General features: G+C 61.7%; 16 protein-coding genes. 9 read left to right on the top strand and 7 right to left on the bottom strand.

Features of this window, described 5'->3' with window-relative positions:
- The first annotated feature begins 5 nt into the window (after positions 1 to 5).
- From AT984_RS11490 to AT984_RS11455, 8 genes are all read left to right on the top strand, one after another.
- Positions 6 to 1,901, top strand: coding sequence for an ABC transporter ATP-binding protein (locus AT984_RS11490; protein WP_058720211.1), 1,896 nt, complete (start codon positions 6 to 8; stop codon positions 1,899 to 1,901).
- Between the two features lie 370 nt (positions 1,902 to 2,271).
- Positions 2,272 to 5,226 (top strand): TonB-dependent receptor domain-containing protein, encoded by a 2,955-nt coding sequence (locus AT984_RS11485; RefSeq protein WP_082679973.1) that lies wholly within the window; start codon positions 2,272 to 2,274, stop codon positions 5,224 to 5,226.
- A gap of 116 nt (positions 5,227 to 5,342) precedes the next feature.
- Positions 5,343 to 6,653: an aspartyl/asparaginyl beta-hydroxylase domain-containing protein gene (locus AT984_RS11480; protein ID WP_082679972.1), complete on the top strand. Its 1,311-nt coding sequence runs from the start codon at positions 5,343 to 5,345 to the stop codon at positions 6,651 to 6,653.
- Between the two features lie 579 nt (positions 6,654 to 7,232).
- On the top strand, positions 7,233 to 7,886 hold the full coding sequence (locus AT984_RS23805) for a hypothetical protein (protein ID WP_058720210.1): 654 nt from the start codon (positions 7,233 to 7,235) through the stop codon (positions 7,884 to 7,886).
- Between the two features lie 105 nt (positions 7,887 to 7,991).
- On the top strand, positions 7,992 to 8,834 hold the full coding sequence (locus tag AT984_RS11470; protein WP_058720209.1) for a MotA/TolQ/ExbB proton channel family protein: 843 nt from the start codon (positions 7,992 to 7,994) through the stop codon (positions 8,832 to 8,834).
- A 49-nt stretch (positions 8,835 to 8,883) separates the two neighbouring features.
- Entirely contained in the window at positions 8,884 to 9,312 is a 429-nt protein-coding gene (locus AT984_RS11465) for an ExbD/TolR family protein (protein WP_058720208.1), read from the top strand.
- A 21-nt stretch (positions 9,313 to 9,333) separates the two neighbouring features.
- Complete coding sequence (locus AT984_RS11460; protein ID WP_197418055.1) at positions 9,334 to 9,765, top strand: ExbD/TolR family protein; 432 nt, start codon at positions 9,334 to 9,336, stop codon at positions 9,763 to 9,765.
- Between the two features lie 190 nt (positions 9,766 to 9,955).
- Complete coding sequence (locus AT984_RS11455) at positions 9,956 to 11,236, top strand: hypothetical protein (protein WP_058720206.1); 1,281 nt, start codon at positions 9,956 to 9,958, stop codon at positions 11,234 to 11,236.
- Positions 11,237 to 11,488: 252 nt separating this feature from the next.
- Here the strand turns inward: AT984_RS11455 and AT984_RS11450 are convergent, their stop codons facing one another.
- The 7 genes from AT984_RS11450 to AT984_RS11420 form a co-directional block, all read right to left on the bottom strand.
- The gene (locus AT984_RS11450) at positions 11,489 to 12,247 is read right to left on the bottom strand and encodes a 3-hydroxyacyl-CoA dehydrogenase (protein ID WP_058720205.1); all 759 of its coding nucleotides are present in this window, start codon (positions 12,245 to 12,247) and stop codon (positions 11,489 to 11,491) included.
- A gap of 134 nt (positions 12,248 to 12,381) precedes the next feature.
- A complete protein-coding gene (gene adk, locus AT984_RS11445; RefSeq protein WP_058720204.1) occupies positions 12,382 to 13,035 on the bottom strand; it encodes an adenylate kinase in 654 nt (217 codons plus the stop codon).
- Between the two features lie 164 nt (positions 13,036 to 13,199).
- Entirely contained in the window at positions 13,200 to 13,955 is a 756-nt protein-coding gene (gene kdsB / locus AT984_RS11440) for a 3-deoxy-manno-octulosonate cytidylyltransferase (protein WP_058720203.1), read from the bottom strand.
- 14 nt (positions 13,956 to 13,969) lie between these two features.
- Positions 13,970 to 14,164 (bottom strand): Trm112 family protein, encoded by a 195-nt coding sequence (locus AT984_RS11435; protein WP_058720202.1) that lies wholly within the window; start codon positions 14,162 to 14,164, stop codon positions 13,970 to 13,972.
- A 37-nt stretch (positions 14,165 to 14,201) separates the two neighbouring features.
- Positions 14,202 to 15,278, bottom strand: a complete 1,077-nt coding sequence (gene lpxK, locus AT984_RS11430) for a tetraacyldisaccharide 4'-kinase (RefSeq protein WP_082679971.1) — start codon at positions 15,276 to 15,278, stop codon at positions 14,202 to 14,204.
- Between the two features lie 2 nt (positions 15,279 to 15,280).
- Complete coding sequence (locus AT984_RS11425) at positions 15,281 to 15,697, bottom strand: ExbD/TolR family protein (protein WP_058720201.1); 417 nt, start codon at positions 15,695 to 15,697, stop codon at positions 15,281 to 15,283.
- A gap of 22 nt (positions 15,698 to 15,719) precedes the next feature.
- Complete coding sequence (locus tag AT984_RS11420; RefSeq protein WP_058720200.1) at positions 15,720 to 16,337, bottom strand: MotA/TolQ/ExbB proton channel family protein; 618 nt, start codon at positions 16,335 to 16,337, stop codon at positions 15,720 to 15,722.
- On the opposite strand from AT984_RS11420, the gene AT984_RS22965 reads away from it, so the two are divergent.
- A complete protein-coding gene (locus tag AT984_RS22965) occupies positions 16,258 to 16,536 on the top strand; it encodes a hypothetical protein (protein ID WP_197418349.1) in 279 nt (92 codons plus the stop codon). The genes AT984_RS11420 and AT984_RS22965 overlap by 80 nt on opposite strands.
- The last annotated feature ends 170 nt before the right edge of the window (positions 16,537 to 16,706 follow it).

The following is a 16,706-nucleotide window of genomic DNA, read 5'->3' as shown; positions in this document are numbered from 1 at the left end:
GGGCCATGCTGACGATTGACAAACTCTCGGTCACCCTGGACGCAGAGGCAGGGCTGGTCCATGCCATCGACCAGATGCGCCTGACTCTGCATCGCGGCGAGACCTTGGCCCTGGTGGGCGAGTCGGGCTGCGGCAAGAGCATGACCGCGCTGGCTCTGATGCGTTTGCTGCCCGATGCCGGGCGCATCAGCGGCGGCCGCTTGCTGCTGGATGAACAAGACCTATTTGCTCTGCCGGAAGCGCAGATGCGCGCCGTGCGCGGCGGGCGCATCGGCATGATTTTTCAGGAGCCTTCCACCAGCCTGAATCCGGTGCTGCGCATCGGCGCGCAAATGGTGGAGGCGATTCAGGCGCACACCCGCTGGCGCGGCACTGAGGCTCGCAGCAAAGCGATTGAGTGGCTCAAGCGCGTGGGCATCCCGGAGCCCGAGCGTCGCATTGACGCCTACCCTCATCAGCTCAGCGGCGGGCAAAAACAGCGTGTCATGATCGCCATGACCCTGGCCGCCGAGCCCGATTACCTGATTGCTGACGAGCCCACCACGGCGTTGGACGTCACCATCCAGGCGCAGATTCTTGAGCTGCTGCGCGAGCTGCAGCGTGAGCGCCGCCTTGGCGTGCTGCTGATCACCCATGACCTGGCCGTGGTGGCCGGCATGGCGCATCAGGTGGCTTTGATGTATGCCGGGCAAATCATTGAAGTAGCGGCTGCCGCCACTTTCTTCGCTCAGCCCCGTCACCCATACGCACGCCTGCTGCTGCAAGCCTTGCCGGATGCCGCCAAGCGCGGCGAACGCCTGGCCGCCATTGCTGGAACCGTGCCGCCGCTGTGGACGAAGTTCCAGGGCTGCCGTTTCGCGCCACGCTGTGACCGCGCCTGGGCGCAGTGCCATGCGCAAGCGCCTGCGCTGGCCGATCTCGCGCTGCCACTTGCTGTCGACCAGCAGGCTCCGCAACAACAGCCGCACGAGGTGCGTTGCTGGTTGTACAGCCATGCCGATGGCGCCGCTCAGCCTGCGCTGCCACCGGCAGAGCTGCAGCTGAGGCCGGCAACAGCGACCGCCGCTGCAGTGCCAGAAGCTGATGACAAGCCCTTGCTGGAGGTACGCAATCTCAGCGTTCGCTTTGCCCTCAAGCGCGGCTGGTGGGGTGGGGCGCAGACCTACTTCAATGCCGTGGATGATGTCAGTTATGCCATCAAGCCCGGCAAGACCCTGGCCTTAGTTGGCGAGTCGGGCTGCGGCAAGACCAGCTCGGGCAAGGCCATCGTGCAGCTGCTGCGGCGCACCGCGCAGCTGGAGGGTCAGGCCTTGCTTGACGGGCAAGACCTGTTCCAGCTGCATGGCCAAGCCTTGCAGCAGGCGCGCCGCGCCGTGCAAATCATCTTCCAGGATCCTTTTGCCTCGCTAAACCCGCGCCTGCGGGTCAGCGATGTGTTGGAAGAAGGGCTGCTGGCCCTGCGGCCCGATCTGGATGCCCGCCAGCGCCGCCTGAATCTGGAGTTATTGCTGGATCAAGTCGGCCTGCGCCGCGATGCCTTGCAGCGCTGGCCGCATGAGTTCTCCGGCGGCCAGCGCCAACGCCTGGCGATTGCCCGCGCTTTGGCCGTGGAGCCGCGCCTGATCGTCTGCGACGAGCCGACCTCGGCCCTGGATGTGTCGGTGCAAGCGCAGATCCTCAACCTCCTGCGCGACTTGCAGCGTGAGCGCGGCCTGGCCTTTTTGTTCATCACCCACAACATCGGCGTCGTCGAATATGTGGCCGATGAGGTGGCGGTGATGCAAGCCGGGCGCATTGTTGAGATGGGGAGCTCCGCCAGCGTACTGGCTGCACCACAACAGGGCTATACCCGTGAGCTTTTGGCCGCGGTGCCGCGCCTGCGCTCTCCCTTGGTGCGCTAGCCGCACCGAGGTAGGGCTAAATGCGCTGGGAAGCGCTGTTTCTCGCCTGATTTCAGTGACAGACATGGCGAAAGTCACTTCCATCTGAGCTGTGAAGCCGCTAGCGCCTGAATCGCTGCGGCGTCGGTTCTGCGCAACGAATTCGCCCTTTCTCTGCTCGCTTGCTTAGGGGTTAACGCGGCTTTTTCGGGCAAAACAGGCGCGAAAACCTGCGTCCTAGGGACACCACGGGGGGAGGGCTGGGGGAGCCAATCAGACACTTGCTCGGCCGATCGCTGGGCCCAACATGCTCATGCGAAGTCTCGGACCCGATGGTGGTTCTGGTTGGAGTGGAACAACTGCTCGCCCTGCAAATTTTTAGGAGTTCGTCATGTTTCAAAGAAAACGCGTCAATCTCGCTGTGACCCTTGCCATCGCGGCAATGGCCCCTGGTCTAGCCTTTGCACAGGCTAGCGCGCCAGCCGCCGAAACCCTGCAACGGGTGGAAGTCACGGGCTCACGCATCAAGACTCTGGACGTTGAAGGGCAAAGCCCCATCGTCGTGATGACCGCTGAGTCCATCAAGGCCGACGGTATCCGCACCGCTGAGGGCTTGCTGAACAGCCTGCCTCAGGTGTTTGCTGACTTCGGTGGCTCGGTCTCTAACGGTGCCACCGGTACCGCCACGGTCAATCTGCGTAACCTCGGCGCCAGCCGCACGCTGGTGCTGGTGAACGGCCGCCGTCTGCCTGCTGGTAGCCCCCGCAATGTGGCCGCCGACTTGAACCAAATTCCTGTTTCGATGATCAGCCGCGTTGAAGTGCTGACCGGCGGTGCCTCCGCCGTGTACGGTGCCGACGCCGTTTCTGGCGTGGTCAACTTCATCCTGAAGGACAACTTCCAGGGCGTGGAGCTTGACGGCACTTACTCCTTCTACAACCACCAACAAGGCAATGCGGTGGGCGATGTGGTGCGCACCCGCGGCTTCCCGGTGCCGGGCAACAAGGCCCACGACGGCACCACGCGCGAGTTCAGCATCACCATGGGTGGCAACTTCGCTGACGGCAAGGGCAATGCGGTCCTGAACTTCACGGCGCACAAGGAAGATGCCTTGCTGCAGTCGGAGCGTGACTTCTCGGCCTGTACCGTGGGCGTGACCGGCGGCGGCAAGGCCTTTGCCTGCTCGGGTTCTTCGACTAGCTATCCCGGCCGTTTCTACCTGAACCAAGGTAGCTTCACCGTGGCCGACGACAAGGGCGGCGTGCGTGCTTACAAGGCCGCCACTGACGCTTTCAACTTCGGTCCGATCAACTATTTCCAGCGTCCTGCTGACCGCTACTCGGCCACCGCTTCGGCGCACTACGACATCAACGATATGGCCCGCGTCTACACGCAGTTGGCCTTCCACGATGACCGCACGGTGGCCCAAATCGCGCCCAGCGGCTTGTTCACTTTCGACACATCGACAGCTGGCGGCATCCACTACGAAAACCCCTTGCTGTCTGACGCTTGGAAGGCAGCGCTGGCAGCCTCCAATGCCGAAGATCCGGCAGCGGGCAGCTTCAGTAAGTCGGGTGACATTGCCAACATCCTGATCGGCCGCCGCAACAAGGAAGGTGGCGGACGTCAAGACGATCTGCGTCACACCTCCTACCGCGCCGTGGTCGGCGTCAAGGGCGATATCGGCCCGTGGAGCTACGACATCTTCGGTCAAATCGGCCGCGTGGTTTATCAAGAAACCTACAAGAACGACTTCTCCAATGTGCGTATTGGTCGCGCACTGGACGCGGTCAAGGATCCGCTGACGGGTAACACGGTTTGCCGCTCCAAGCTGGATGGTACTGACCCGAACTGCGTGCCCTACAACATCTTTGCGCTGGGCGGCGTCACTCCCGAGGCCCTGAACTATCTGCAGACTCCGGGCTTCCAGAAGGGCTTCACCAATCAAGGCGTGTTTGGCGCTTCTGCTTCGGCTGACCTGACCCAATACGGTCTGAAGCTGCCGACCGCGCAGACCGGTCTGGGTGTGGCGGTGGGTGTTGAGCACCGCACCGAGCAACTCGACCTGTCGGTCGACAATGCCTTCAGCACTGGTGATTTGGCCGGCCAGGGTGGCCCGACCAAGAGCGTGGCAGGTAACTACAGCGTTGACGACGTCTTCGGTGAATTGCGTTTGCCGCTGATGGATCGCCAGCCGCTGGCTTACGCGATGAATGTCAATTTGTCGTATCGTCATTCCAAGTACAGCACTGGCAACTCGACCAATACCTATGGTTCGGGCCTGGAGTGGGCGCCGATCAAGGAAGTCAAGTTCCGCACCAGCTACCAGCAAGCCGTGCGCTCGCCTAACGTGGTGGAGCTGTTCACGCCTTCGGCCATCGGTCTGTACAACAACGACGCTGATCCTTGCGCCGGTGAAATCGATCCGAAGACTGGTCTGGTCGCAGGTGGCGCCACTTTGGCAGCTTGCCAGCGCACCGGCGTGACCGCTGCACAGTACGGCAAGATTCTGGACAGCGCCGCAGGTCAGTACAACGGCTTGTTCGCCGGCAATGCGGCGCTGAAGCCTGAGACGTCGAAGAGCTTGACCTTTGGTCTGGTGGCCAATCCGCTCAAGGACTTGACGGCAACGATCGACTACTTCTCCATCGAGGTGAAGGACGCCATCGGCAGCGTGCCGCCGACAACGTCCCTGAATCAGTGCTTGGAAAGCGGCGATCCGTACTTCTGCAACAAGATCCATCGCGACAGCAAGGGTTCTTTGTGGCTGCTGCCCACAGGCTATATCGATTCGGGTAACTTGAATCTGGCCAAGTACAAGACTCAAGGTGTTGACTTGGGTCTGGACTACGGCATTCGTCTGGGTGAGAAGGGCAAGCTGGACTTGAGCCTGATGGGTACTTACCTGAAGGAATTCAGCGTGGAGACCGCGCCTGGCCTGGGTGCTTACGATTGCGCCGGCTTGTACGGCTCGACCTGCGGCACGCCTGCTCCTAAGTGGCGTCACAAGCTGCGCGCTTCGTGGGCTACCCCATGGAACGTGACGGCTGCCCTGACTTGGCGCTACTTCGGTGCTGTCGATCAAGACGTCACCAGCAGCAATGCGCAGCTGGCTGGCACTGTGAACGAGATCACCAAGACCTTCAAGGCTCAGAACTATCTTGATCTTGCGCTGTCTTATCGCATGAACAAGACCATCACCTTCGCGGCCTCGGTCAACAACTTGCTGGATCGCGATCCTCCGATTGGCGTGACCGGTGCTCCTTTCGGCAATGGCAACACCTATCCGGTGGTGTACGACGCTCTGGGTCGCCGCATCACCCTGAACGTGAACGCCAAGTTCTAAGTTCGTTTTCGTGAGTTGAAGCGCCTGTGCCTGCACAGGCGCTTTTTTTTGTGCTTAGATTGAACGCAGCTTTTGCCGGGCGCCGCCTTGGCTGCCACTGATTTCAAGGTCTCCGAATGAATAGCCCCATCGCACCTACCAATGCTGCCAAGCCGGCTCAGTCCGATGCTGACTTCTTGCTCGCGCAGCAACTTTTGCAGCAAGGCCAGACCGCGCGGGCAAGCGGATTGCTCCAATCCACCTTGACGCGTGAACCGGCGCACCAGCCCAGCCTGCGGTTGTTGGCGCAACTGGCGATGGGTTCGCGCGATATGACGTTGGCGCAGCAATGCCTTGAGAAATTGACGGACCTGGAGCCGAGCAATCTTCAGCATTGGTTGCAACTCGCCATGCTGCATCGCGCGGGAGGAGATGCGGCGAAGGAGGAGCGCGCGCTATTCCAGGTTTTGTGTATCGATGCCCGTGACTTGATGGCACTGTTGATGCGTGGAGACCTCTTCGAGCGCCAGGGGCGCAATCACGATGCGGCGAAGTCGTTTCAGGCTGCGGTCGCGGTTGCTCCCGATGCTGAAAAATTGCCGCCGCCGATCCGCGCCATGTTGGTCAAAGCGCATCGCTACTGCGAGCGCTACAACCAAAGCTATAGCGATCAGGTCGAAAACTTGATCGCCAACGCTGCGGCGCAGTTCTCGGGTCCTGAGTTGGATCGCTTTCGACTCTCGCTGGACATCATGTTCGGCCGCAAAAAGCGCTACGAGTCCCAGCCCATGAACTATTTCTTCCCTCAGCTGGCGCCGGTGGAGTTTTTTGAGCGGCGCCAGTTTCCCTGGATGGAGGCATTGGAGGCTCGGACCGAGCAGATCCGCGATGAATTCCTGGCGGTGCTGCAAGGCGAGCAGGGCTTTATCCCCTATTTGAGTTACAGCGAGGATCAGCCGCTGAATCAGTGGGTGGAGTTGAATAACTCACCCCAGTGGAGCGCTTTCCACTTGCTGAAGGACGGTTTGCCGGTTGCGGAGAATGCGTCTCGCTGCCCCGCCACCATGGCCGCCATGGCTTTGGCCCCCCAGCCTGACCAGCCGGGCCGCACCCCGGTGGGCATGTTTTCGCTGCTCAAGCCGCGCACCCGCATTCCGCCGCATGTCGGCGTTAGCAATGCGCGCCTGGTGACTCATTTGCCTCTGATCATTCCGCCTAACTGCGGATTCCGTGTGGGCAACACGACGCGGCAATGGGAGCCGGGTCGGGCTTGGGTGTTTGATGACACCATCGAACATGAGGCCTGGAACAACAGCGACTTGTTGCGCGTGGTGCTGATCTTCGACGTCTGGCATCCCGAGCTCAGCGAGGCGGAGCGGACCATGATCACCGCCATGTCATCCGCCTTTAATCAGTTCGCCCAAAGCAGCGGCGGCTTTGATCTATAGCGAAACAGCTTGGTAACAATGCGCTGTTCGCACAGTGCTTGTAGGGGTTAGTACCCAGATGAAACCGGCGCGTCTTTGAGTCGACACCAGTAAAATACCACTTTAGTCAGATGCGGCTAGCTCTGGATTTCTAGGGCTGGCGGTGTGCTGATGCCGGCTTGTAAGCTGCGGGAAAGCCCCATAAGGGTGGCTGTTTCGTTCTCGCTTATGATGCGGCACCGTAAGAATCGATGGCAGCAGGCTCAGGCGGGTTGCTCGTGAACGCTATGCGGTTTCGCCGTGCTTTGTACGGCGATTTTTGATTGGGCTCTCTCGTTGAACCCGGGTTTTGAGTATTTGTGTCCATGCTGCACTCAGCGGCCTTAGCCCCTTCGGCCTTTAGCGCCTTGGGCGCTGCGGCCCCAAACAAGGCTTAGTGCCTATTTGGCCCCAAGCTGTAAGCGTCACCGGTTGCTTTGCTCTGAGCGCGTGTTGATCGAGCGCCAATTGAGAGTTGCAAGCTGCGTGGGCTGATGCGTTGAGCGGGTCTTCCCCAGGTGTGTTGATGAAGGTATTTCGCAGTCATATGAAGGAGCGCGCATGAACTTTGCGCAGGAGAAGAACGGCCCATCCCGCTACACCGGGATTGGCGTCGTTGTGCTGATTCACGTGTTTATCGCCTGGGCATTGGCCAGTGGTCTGGCACGCAAAGCCGTTGAAATGGTGAAGGGCCCGATCGAGACCAAGGTCATCGAGGAAAAGGTCAAGCCGCCGCCACCGCCTGAGAAGGTTGTGCCGCCGCCACCGGATCTGAAGGCTCCGCCGCCGCCATTCGTGCCGCCGCCGGAGTTCCAGGTGACAGCGCCCCCACCGGTCAACGCGCCGGCGATCCAGTCCACGCAAGTGGCACCGCCCCAGCAAGCCGCCAAGGCAGCACCCGCACCCGCTCCTGTAGTGGCTGCGCCGCCGCCAGCACCGCGGGTTGGTCCGCAGCGCGCTGGTGCCGTGTGTACCAAGATGGGCAAGCCTGAAATGCCGTCGGTCAACTTGAACGGCGACGCGCTGTACAAGGCGATCGCAGTGGTGAAGGCAGGCCGTGTGGTGTCGGTGGAAATCACCAGCCTGCGTGCCGGTATCGACCGCAAGGCGCAACGCGCTTTGGTGTCGGCGATTGAAACCACGCTGCGTGACACCTATGAGTGCCCCGGCGATGTGGTGATCGAGCAAGAGTTCCAATTCCGTCAAACGGATTAAGTCTTAGGCAAGGCCCAAGTATTTCGACCCCAACAAGGGGCTTGGCAAGTGCCGAGCCCTGTTCTCTCAAACCAGTTTCAGATTTCTTCCGTAGGAGTTGACTTCATGTTCTCTCGTATTTCCGGCCTCGTTGCCGCCGTTGCTATCGCTGCAACCATTGGCTTCTCGCCCGTCCACGCTCAAGAATCCAAGCCGGCTGATGCCGCTTCTGCTGTTGTGGAAGCCGCTGCACCTGCCGCTGCTGACGCTGCTGCACCTGCTGCTCCCGCCAAGGAGCACATGGACAATCCGTACGGCCTGCAAGCCATGCTGGCTCACGGCGACATGGTTTCCAAGGGCGTGCTGGCCCTGTTGCTGATCATGTCCATGGGCAGCTGGTATATCCTGATCACCAAGCTGTGGGACACCCACAAGCTGACCAAGGAAGCCAAGGACGTCCGCGCCACCTTCTTCAAGAAGGCTACGCTGGCTGATGGCGTCAAGGGCCTGAGCGAAGGTAGCGCATTCCGCTACATCGCTGGTTCCGCCATCGAGGCTTCTGAGCACCATGAAGGCGCGCTGACCGAAAACATCGACCGCAGCACCTGGGTGACCATGAACATCGACCGCTCGGTGTCCGACGTGCAAGGCCGCGTGCAAACTGGCCTGGGCTTCCTGGCTACCGTGGGCTCGACTTCTCCTTTCATCGGCCTGTTCGGCACGGTGTGGGGTATTCTGCAAGCGCTGACCGCCATTGGCGTGGCCGGCCAAGCTTCCATCGACAAGGTGGCAGGCCCTGTGGGTGAAGCGCTGATCATGACCGCCATCGGTCTGGCAGTGGCTGTGCCTGCTGTGCTGGGTTACAACTGGCTGGTGAACCGCAACAAGGCTGTGATGACCCAAGTGCGCAACTTCGCTGGCGACCTGCACGGCGTGCTGATGGGCAACCGTCAAGTTTCCAAGCGCTAAGTCCTGGCTTCAGCAAGATTCGCATCTTAAAAAGCCCGGAGAAACCACCATGGGAATGAATGTCGGATCCTCTTCCGGCGAAGACGAAGTGGTTTCGACCATCAACACCACGCCCCTCGTGGACGTGATGTTGGTGCTCTTGATCATCTTCCTACTCACCATCCCGGCCGTGATCAGCTCGGTGAAGTTGAATCTCCCCAAAGAGACCAACGTCGTCCGCGTCACCAAGCCGGAAAATATTGAAATTTCGGTCTCGAAAGACGGCGACATTTACTGGGGCACGACCCTGGTGAATGACACCGATGACCTCGTCAAGCGCCTGGGCAAGGTCGCGGTGTTGAATCCGCAGCCTGAAGTCCATCTGCGCGGCGACGACAAGTCCCGTTACGAGTCCGTCGGTCGCGTGGTTTACGCTTGCCAACGTGCCGGCATCATGAAGGTCAGCTTCGTCACCGAGCCTCCGGCGCGCGGTGGTTGAAGTCAGGCCAGGAGCTAAAGCATGGGAATGAATGTAGGCAGCTCGTCTGGTAGCGATGAGCCGGAAGTGATGATGGACGTCAACACCACGCCCTTGATCGACGTGATGTTGGTCTTGATCGTGATGTTGATCATCACCATTCCGATTCAGCTGCACAGCGTGAATCTGGACATGCCGCCGCCGAGCAATCAGCAGCCGCTGAAGGAACCCGTTACGCACGAGGTCTATATCGACTTCGACGGCACGGTCTCTTGGGATGGCGTGGCTTTGCCCGATATGGCAGCCGTGACCGCCAAGCTGGCCGAAGTCGTGGCCGAGCCCGATCAGCCTGAAGTTCACATCAAGCCCAATAAGCTGGTGGACTACGGCTACGTGGCCGCCGTGATGGCCGCTTCGCAGCGCCTTGGCGTGAAGAAGATGGGCATGGTCGGTAACGAGCAGTACGTCAAGTAAGACGGACCCGCTAGTACCCCATTGGGCATTGATGATTTGATGCGCAAAATGTAGCGCGCTTCCCGCAAGGGCGGCGCGTTTTTTTTATCCGCTGTGCAATGATTGCGCGCGTGATTCTCTGATCGAAGCATGCGCTGCTCGGCCACTAGCTGAGCAGCCATCGAGGAAAGTAAAAGCGAGGAATGAAGCGATGACGAAAGCGACACAAAAAGCCTTGAAGCTCAACAAGACGCTGGCCGCAATGGCGCTGGGTCTGGTTGCCTTTGGCTTCAATGCGACGCCTCAAGGCCAGTTCGGCTTTGCGCAAGCGCAAGCCCAGGCGGAAGGCGTGCGTGCCGATGTGGGCAAGCACCTGAAGGATGCTAGCGCGCTGATCAAGGCGGGCAAGCACAAGGAAGCGCTGGCCAAGGTGCGTGACGCCGAAGGCGTGAGCGGCCGCAATGCCACCGAGAACTACGCCATCGAAGGCATGCGCGTCGCTGCAGCCTCGGGCGCCGGTGATGCCGATTCCATGGTCAAGGGCTTTGAGGCCATGAAGGCCAGCGGCAAGCTGGGTACCGCAGATCAGCTGCGCATGATGGAGGCCATCGCCGGCACCTATCTGCGCAACAAGGACAATGCCAAGGCCTTGAGCTGGGCGCAACGCTACTTCAAGGAAGGCGGCAACAGCCCCACCATGAAGCAGGTGCTGACCAATGCGCAGTTCTTGTCTGGCGACATGACCGCCATCATCAAGGAAACCAGCGAGGACATCGCTGCCGATGAGAAGGCCGGTCGTGCTCCCTCCAAGGACAAGCTGAACCTGCTGCTCAGCGCCGCTCAGAAAAAGGGCGACAGCAATGCCGAAGGCTTGGCCATCGAGAAGCTGCTGAACTTCTACCCCAGCAAAGAGCTGTGGGCTCAGGTTTTGGGCAGCCTGCAGGCCAAGAAGGGCTTCTCTGACCGCTTCAACCTGGACGTGCTGCGCCTCAAGCTGGCTACCGGCAATCTGAAGGACGGTAACGACTACTTCGAAATGGCCCAGCTGTCGGCCCAAGCCGGCTACCCCGAAGAGGGCAAGATGGTCGTTGAGAAGGGCATGGCCGCCGGTCTCTTGGGTCAAGGTGCCGAAGGTGCCCGTCACAAGCGTCTGCTGGACCTGCTGAACAAGCGCATCGCCGAAGCCAAGACGGCTTTGCCCACCACCGAGAAGGCTGCCAGCGATGCCAAGGACGGCAACGCACAGATCAGCCTGGGCCTGGCCTACGCCTTCCAGGGCGCGGCCGCCAAGGGCGCCAAGATCATTGCCGAAGGCATTGAGAAGGGCAATCTGAAGCGTCCGGAAGATGCCAAGCTCTACCTCGGCCTGGCACAGTCCATGGCCGGCGAGGGCAGCAAGGCCACCGCCACTTGGCGTACCGTCAAGGGCGCGGATGGCTCGGCTGAGCTGGCCCGCCTGTGGATCATTCAGGCCCGCGGCGGCAAGCGTTAAGCTTCTTTCTGCTGGTACAAAAAAAGCCCTGGTGATTTCACCAGGGCTTTTTTTTGATCTCTTCACTAGTCAGTTGGTGCCAGAGCTACTCGCGGTGTACCGATCGGGCGATCTGGCACGCAAGCGTCTAGCTAGTAGGTGACAGAACTACTCGCGGGTACGCTCGAGCGGTCTGTCTCGCAAAGCCGCCTGGTCAGTTGGTGCCAGAGCTACTCGCGGTGTACCGCTCGGGCGATCTGGCCCGCAAGGTCATTACTTGGGTGCCAAGCGAATCGCGCCGTCGAGGCGAATCACTTCGCCGTTGAGCATCTCATTCGTGATGATCTGGTGCACCAGCTTGGCATAGTCCTGCGGCGTGCCCAAGCGCGAGGGGAAGGGCACATTGGCGGCCAATGCATCCTGCACTTCTTGTGGCATGCCGAAGAGCATGGGCGTGCCGAAGATGCCGGGGGCGATGGTCATATTGCGGATGCCGTTGCGCGCCAGATCGCGGGCAATCGGCAGGGTCATGCCCACCACGCCGCCCTTGGAGGCGGCGTAAGCGGCCTGGCCGATTTGGCCGTCGTAGGCTGCTACCGAGGCGGTGGAGATCAGCACGCCGCGCTCACCGGTGGGCTCAGGCTCGTTCTTGCTCATGGCCTCGGCGGCGAGGCGAATCATATTGAAGCTGCCGATCAGATTGACCGTGATGGTCTTGCTGAAAACAGCCAGCGGATGCGCGCCTTCCTTGCCCACGGTCTTGACGGCCGGCGCGATGCCCGCGCAGTTGACCAGGCCGAACAACTTGCCCAGGCTGAGCGCCCTGGCGACGACGGCTTGGCCGTCGGCTTCCTGGCTCACATCGGCCTTGACGAAGGCGCCGCCCAATTCCTTGGCGATGGCCTCGCCACGCTCTTCCTGCAGATCGGCGATGACGACCTTGGCGCCGTGGGCCGTCAACATCCGTGCCGTGCCTTCGCCCAGGCCCGAAGCGCCGCCGGTGACGATGAATACCTTGCCTGCGATTTCCATGCGAACTCCTTGCTGATTTAAGAATGAAAGCGACCAGTTCTGTGGCGGCTTAGTTTACGTTGACGTAAACGTCAATTTTGAGTCAAAAAAAGGCCGCATTGCTGCGGCCCTTTGTTTACCCGCCAAACCGTGGTTTAGCCGAGTGCGACCAGCGCGCGCTGGGTGATGTCGTCGACCGAGCCCACGCCTTCAATGCGGCGGTACTTAGGCGCTGCGGCATCGCCGGTGGCGGCCCAGTTCGAGTAGTAGTCGACCAGGGGGCGTGTCTGCGCTTGGTAGACATCCAGACGCTTGGTGACGGTTTCTTCCTTGTCGTCCTCGCGCTGCACCAGGTCTTCACCGGTGACGTCGTCCTTGCCTTCCACCTTGGGTGGGTTGAACTTGACGTGGTAGGTGCGGCCCGAGGCCACGTGCACCCGGCGGCCGCTCATGCGTTCGATGATGGCGCTGTTGGGCACGTCGATTTCCAACACCAGATCCAGCTTAACGCCAGCAGCCTTCATGGCATCGGCTTGCGGGATGGTGCGGGGGAAGCCGTCGAACAAAAAGCCCTTGGCGCAGTCGGGCTGGGCAATGCGTTCCTTGACCAGGCCGATGATGATGTCGTCGCCCACCAAACCACCTGCGTCCATCACCTTCTTGGCGGCCAGGCCCATATCGGTGCCAGCCTTGACGGCAGCGCGCAGCATGTCGCCCGTGGAAATCTGGGGAATGCCGTATTTTTGGCAGATAAAGGCTGCTTGAGTGCCTTTGCCGGCGCCGGGGGCGCCCAGAAGAATCAGTCGCATGGGTCTCCTTGATGCTTTAAAAAGGCGCTTGCTGGCTCAATTGCTTGAGCCCAAGCGCCTCCGTTCACTGCGGCCGAGGATAGCATGCGTCGCCCTACGCTTGGCTGACACCTGCCTCCCAATTTGCCCGGGGTTGCCCTTCGCGGGCCGCGAAATTTGCGGTGCTAGCCGCCCAGCAGGGCGCGCACGCGCTCCAGGTCTTCGGGGGTGTCCACGCCGGGGCCGGGGCGCTCTTCGCTGATGTGCACCGCGATGCGTTCGCCATGCCACAGCACGCGCAGTTGTTCCAGCGATTCGATCTGCTCCAGCGGACTCACTGCCAGGCTGGGGAAGCGACGCAAGAAGCCGGCATGGTAGGCATAGAGGCCCACATGGCGCAGTGCTGAGCCGGGTTTGGCGCTGCCTTGGCCGTCGCGCCAAAAAGGAATCGGTGCGCGTGAGAAATACAGCGCCAGTCCGTTTTTGTCGGTGACCAGCTTGACCACATTGGGGTTGGCGAATTCGGCCCGGCCTGCGGGCGTGTCGTCCAGTGCATGGGCCACTGTGCTCATCACGCATTGCGGGCTGGCGCGCAGCTTGGCGGCGCAGGCGTCGATCATGGCGGGCGCAATCAGGGGCTCATCACCCTGCACATTGACGACCACGTCCTGGCCGTCCAGGCCCAGCAACTCGCAGGCTTCGGCCAGGCGGTCGCTGCCGGAGACATGGTCGGCGCGGGTCAGCACGGCCTCCACCTGATGGGCTTGGCAGGCGGCCAGCACTTCGGGCGCATCGGTGGCCACCACCACGCGCGCGGCTTGTGAGAGCGCGGCGCGCTGAGCTACCCGCACGATCATGGGCAGGCCTGCCAAATCAGCCAGCGGCTTGTTCGGCAGGCGGGTGGAGGCCAGCCGTGCCGGCACGATGACGGTGAAGCTCATGGTTCTTCAGTCCCTCAAGCCTTGAGGCCTTCGGCTTCGAGATCGACCGCGCGGGCCTCGTTCTCCAGCATCACCGGAATGCCGTCGCGCACCGGGAAGGCCAGGCGGTCGGCGCGGCACAGCAGCTCGCGCTTGTCGGCGCTGCGCAGGTCTTCCAGCGGCCCTTTGCAAAGGGGGCAGACCAGGATTTCAATCAGGCGGGTGTCCATCGGGTGGGGTCCAGTTAACTTGCGGTAATCGTTCGGTTCAATGCGGGCGCAGGCCCAGCGCGGCCAAGCGCGCTTGCACGGCTTGCGCGAAAGCCGGCTCGGGGCAGAAGTCTAGCGCCACCACCCAGACTTGGGTGGCACCGCAGCGGGCCGGATCGAGCTTGATAGCGTCTTTCTCGGTCACCAGCACATGGCGGGTGCTGGCGGGCCAGGGCAGGGCGGCGAAGTCGAAATGATCCGCCAGCGGCAGGGTGTTGAAGCGCAGGCCCTGGGCGCTGAGCATGTCGAAAAAGCGCTGCGGTTGGGCCATGCCGGCGGCGGCTAGCAACTGATCTGCCGGCAGCGCGCGCAAGGCCTGCAAGGCTGCGGGAGTCGCTGGCTGACCGGCCCACCAGTCGCTCAGCGCGACCGCACCGCTCAAACGGCGCTGGGCCAGAAAGCCCGGCAAAGCCGTGCTGGGTGCTCCGGCGTTGTAGAGCACGATCTCGTTCGCCTTGGTCGCCGCCGCTGCAGGCTGGCGCAAGGGTCCGCTGGGCAGCAACTGGCCATTGCCGATACCACGCTCATCAAACACCAGAATGGCCAGCGCACGCGGCAGGCGCAGGTGTTGCAAGCCGTCATCGCTGATCAGCAATTGCAACTCGGGGTGGGCATGAAGCAGGGCGCGGGCGGCCGCCACGCGGTCGCGCCCCACGGCCACCGGCACGCCGCTGCGCAGGTGAATCAGCAGCGGCTCGTCACCCACTGCGGCGGCGCTGCTGCTGCGCGTCACCAAAGCCACCTCATCTTCCACGCGGCCATAGCCCCGCGAGATCACCCCGGCCCGTAGCCCCATCTGCTGGCACAGTGCCAGCAGGGCCAGGGTCGTGGGCGTCTTGCCGGCGCCGCCGACGATCCAGTTGCCCACTACCAGCACGGGCACGGGCAAGGTCCCGGCGCGCAGCAACCCGAGGCGGTAGAGCGCATTGCGCAGGCTATTGAGCAGGCGGTAGAGCAGGCTCAGCGGCAGCAGGGCCAGGCTCAGCAGGGGCCAGGTCTTGCCTGGCGGCTGGCGACTCTTGCTGTACCACTCACGCTGCAGCCTTGTGGCCAGCAACTGGCCCAGGGGCTTCATGCTCAGCGGGCGCTGGACTGGGCCGCGAAGGTCAATCGCGACAAGCCGGCTCGCCGCGCCGCATCCATCACATTGACCACCGACTGGTGAGCCGAGGCGGCGTCGGCCGACACCACGATCATGATCTCGGCATTGCCGCCCGAGGCTTGGCTCAGTGCGGCGCTGAGCAGCTCGACCGAGCGGCCGTCCACCGGCTGGGCATTGACCACATAGCGGCCATCCGCCGCCACCGCGACGACGATCTCGCGCGGCCGGTCTTTGAGCTGCTCGGCATCGGCCACCGGCAGGCTGACCTGCAGCTCGGTGAACTTGGAGTAGGTGGTGGAGAGCATCAAAAAGATCAGCACCACCAACAAGACGTCGATGAAAGGGATCAGATTGATTTCAGGCTCTTCGCGTTGGCGCTGTCTGAACTTCATGGCGGACTCTGCGGCTCGAGCTTCAGGCCAGGAAGCGCTTGAGGTGGGAGAGCAGGCGATCGCTGGCTTGCTCCATCTCCATCACCCGGTCTTCTACCCGGCCACGGAAGTAGCGGTAGAACATCAGGCTGGGAATGGCCACCATCAAACCAAAGGCGGTGTTGTAGAGCGCAATCGAGATGCCGTGGGCCATCTGCGTCGGGTTATTGCCGGTGGGGCCTTGGCTGCCGAAGATCTCGATCATGCCGACCACGGTGCCCAGCAGGCCCAGCAGGGGCGCGGCCGTGGCGATGGTGCCCAGGGTGTTGAGGTAGCGCTCCATGCGATGGATGGCGCGGCGCCCGGCGATCTCGAAGACCTGGCGCAGCTTGTCCTCGGTCAGGTCGGGCTCGTTGCTGGCGGCGCGCAGGCCGGCGGCCAGCACCTCGCCCAGAGCCGAGTTCTCGGCCAGTCGATTGATCAGCTCGGCATTGGGCAGGCTTTGCTGGCTGATGCCCAGCACCTCTTCCAACAAGCGCGGCGGCGCGATGCGGTTGGCGCGCAAGCTGGACAGGCGCTCAATGATCAAGGCCAAGGCCAGGACGGAACAGATCAGCAAGGGCCAGATTGGCCAGCCAGCGGCTTGTATGATGGAAAACAAAGACGACCCCTGTCGAAAAAAGCCTGATCCAGCCCCTGGCCAGTCAGATGCGCTGGCCGGTGCGGAGCAAGTGAATGCGCGCGATTATGGCCTGAAGCAAAGGCGGCTTTCACTACGCCTCAACTTGCTCGGCAAACAATCCACCGCAGCTGTGGATAACTTTGTGGGCAAACCTCGTCACACGGGCCGCAGGCCTTGAAAAATCAAGGCTTTGGATAAATTGCTTAAATCTTGAGCAGGAAAAAATAACTTGAAGAACAAGCGTTTATGTGCGAATGACAGTTCCGTGACGACCGCAGTGCCAGGTCTTGCCTGCCGCTGCGAAATTGTGGAAGACCGCCTGTTTGCCGTGATGCTTGGAGCCGCCTT

This window comes from Paucibacter sp. KCTC 42545 (assembly GCF_001477625.1).
GTDB lineage: Bacteria > Pseudomonadota > Gammaproteobacteria > Burkholderiales > Burkholderiaceae_C > Paucibacter_A.
Note: the sequence above shows the minus strand (reverse complement) of the source record. Positions and strands in the feature narration are given on the sequence as shown.